This window comes from Roseitalea sp., from assembly GCF_984466335.1.
The window spans coordinates 1-2,297 of record NZ_CFIFWG010000256.1; the positions used below are offsets into that span (position 1 = coordinate 1).

General features: G+C 69.7%; 2 protein-coding genes. Both read left to right on the forward strand.

What is annotated here, in order from left to right; genetic code table 11:
- Positions 1–526 (forward strand): DUF4159 domain-containing protein (locus tag AC5E6L_RS15255; protein WP_491774445.1); only part of this gene is annotated, 526 nt, incomplete at its 5' end.
- Positions 527–2,297, forward strand: a 1,771-nt coding sequence (locus AC5E6L_RS15260; RefSeq protein WP_491774447.1) for a hypothetical protein, incomplete at its 3' end; no start/stop codon positions are given.

The following is a 2,297-nucleotide window of genomic DNA, read 5'->3' on the forward strand; positions in this document are numbered from 1 at the left end:
CATGCCGTCGGACACCGCGATCGCGCGCCTGGACGCCTATATGCAGGGCGGCGGCACGATCCTGTTCGACACGCGCGACCAGCTCGCCGGCCCGCTCGGCACCGGCACGACGCCGGAGACCGCGCGCCTGCGCGAAATCCTGCGCGGGCTGAACGTTCCGCCGCTCGAACCCGTCCCGGCGGACCATGTGCTGACCAAGGCGTTCTACATTCTGGACGCCTTTCCGGGCCGCTATGCCGGCTCGCCGCTCTGGGTGGAGGCCGCCCAGGTCGAGGGCGCGCGCGCCGACCGTCCGGTGCGCACCGGCGACGGCGTCACCCCGATCATGATCACCGGCAACGACTTCGCCGCCGCCTGGGCGCTCGACGGGACCGGCCGCCCGCTTTTCCCCATCGCCTCGGGTGACCCGTTGCAGCGTATCCATGCCTTCCGGTCGGGGGTGAACATCATGATGTACATGCTCACCGGCAACTACAAGGCCGACCAGGTCCACGTACCGGCGCTCCTTGAACGGTTGGGACAGTAGATGGAGACCAACGCCCTCTCGCTGATCTTCGAGCCTTTCCTGCCCTGGCCGCTGATCGCGCTCGTCGCGCTCGTCGCATCGGCGCTGGGGACGGCGATCGTCGTGATGGGCCTGCGCGGCGCATGGCTGCGCGCGCTGGCCGCCGCCTGCCTGGTGCTGGCGCTCGCCAACCCGGTGATCCTCGACGAGGAGCGCGCCGCCCTTCCGACCACCGTCGCCATGGTGCTCGACACCAGCCAGAGCCAGCGGCTGGGCGACCGGCTCGACCAGATGGACCGGGCCGCGGCCGAACTCGAACGTGCCTTCGAGCGCTTTGCACAGTTCGACCTGCGCATCGTCGAGACCGGCGCGGCGGCGACGGGCGCGAACACCGAGACACGCATGTTCGAGGCGTTGCGCTCGGCGCTGCGCGACGTGCCGCCGGCCAGGGTCGGCGGCGCGGTGATGATCACCGACGGGCAGATCCACGACCTGCCCGACACGCTGGCCGAACTGGGGTTCGATGCCCCCTTGCACGGGCTGATCACCGGCACGGAGGACGAGTTCGACCGCAAGATCGAGCTGGTCGAGGCGCCCCGTTTCGCCATCGTCGGCACGCCGGTCGAACTCGGCTACCGGGTCATCGACCAGGGTGCGATGCCGGCGGCCGGCAATGGCGTCGACGTCGCGCTTTTCGTGAACGGCGAGGCCCGTGCCACGGCGCGGGCCGTTCCCGGCCAGACCTATCCGATCGAGATCGAGCTTGACCGGGGCGGCGCCAACATCGTGGAACTGCGCGTCGCCGAACGCGACGGCGAACTGACAGGCAGCAACAACCGCGCCGTCATGCGCATCGAGGGCATCCGCGAGAATTTGCGCGTGCTGCTGGTCTCCGGCGAACCCCATTCGGGCGAGCGCACCTGGCGCAACCTGCTCAAGTCAGACGCGGCCGTCGACCTCGTCCACTTCACCATTCTGCGCCCGCCCGAAAAGCAGGATGGCACGCCGATCAACGAACTGTCGCTGATCGCCTTTCCCACGCGCGAACTGTTCGTGGAACGGATCGACGATTTCGACCTGATCATCTTCGACCGCTACCAGAACCGCAACGTGCTGCCGACGCTCTACTACGACTTCATCGCCGAATATGTGCGGGCCGGCGGCGCGCTGCTGGTCGCCTCCGGCCCCGAATATGCCGGCACCAACTCGGTGGCCCGGACACCGCTGGCCAGCGCCCTGCCCGCCATGCCCACCGGCGAGGTCGAGCGCGCCGGCTTCCATCCGCGCCTGACCGGCGCGGGCGACCGCCATCCCGTGACCCGCGATCTGGAAGGGGCCGGCAGCGAGCCGCCGCGATGGGGGCGCTGGTTCCGCACGATCGGCGTCACCGATATCGAGGGCACCACCGTGATGCGGGGCGACGGCGAGGCGCCGCTTCTGGTGCTGAACCATTATGGCGAGGGCCGCGTCGGGCTGATGCTGTCCGACCATGGCTGGCTGTGGGCGCGCGGGTTCGAGGGCGGCGGCCCCCATGTGGGCCTTTACCGCCGCCTCGCCCACTGGCTGATGAAGGAGCCCGAACTGGAGGAGGAGGCGCTGACCGCCACCGCACAGGGCGACGTGCTGACGATCCGCCGCCAGACCATGGCCGAAACGGTCGGCCCGGTCACCGTGACGACGCCTTCGGGCGAGACGCTTACGCTCGACCTGACCGAGCGGGCGCCGGGCCGGTTCGAGGCCGAGCTTGAGACCGACGAGGTCGGCCTGTTCGGCCTGGTCAATGGCGAAGATC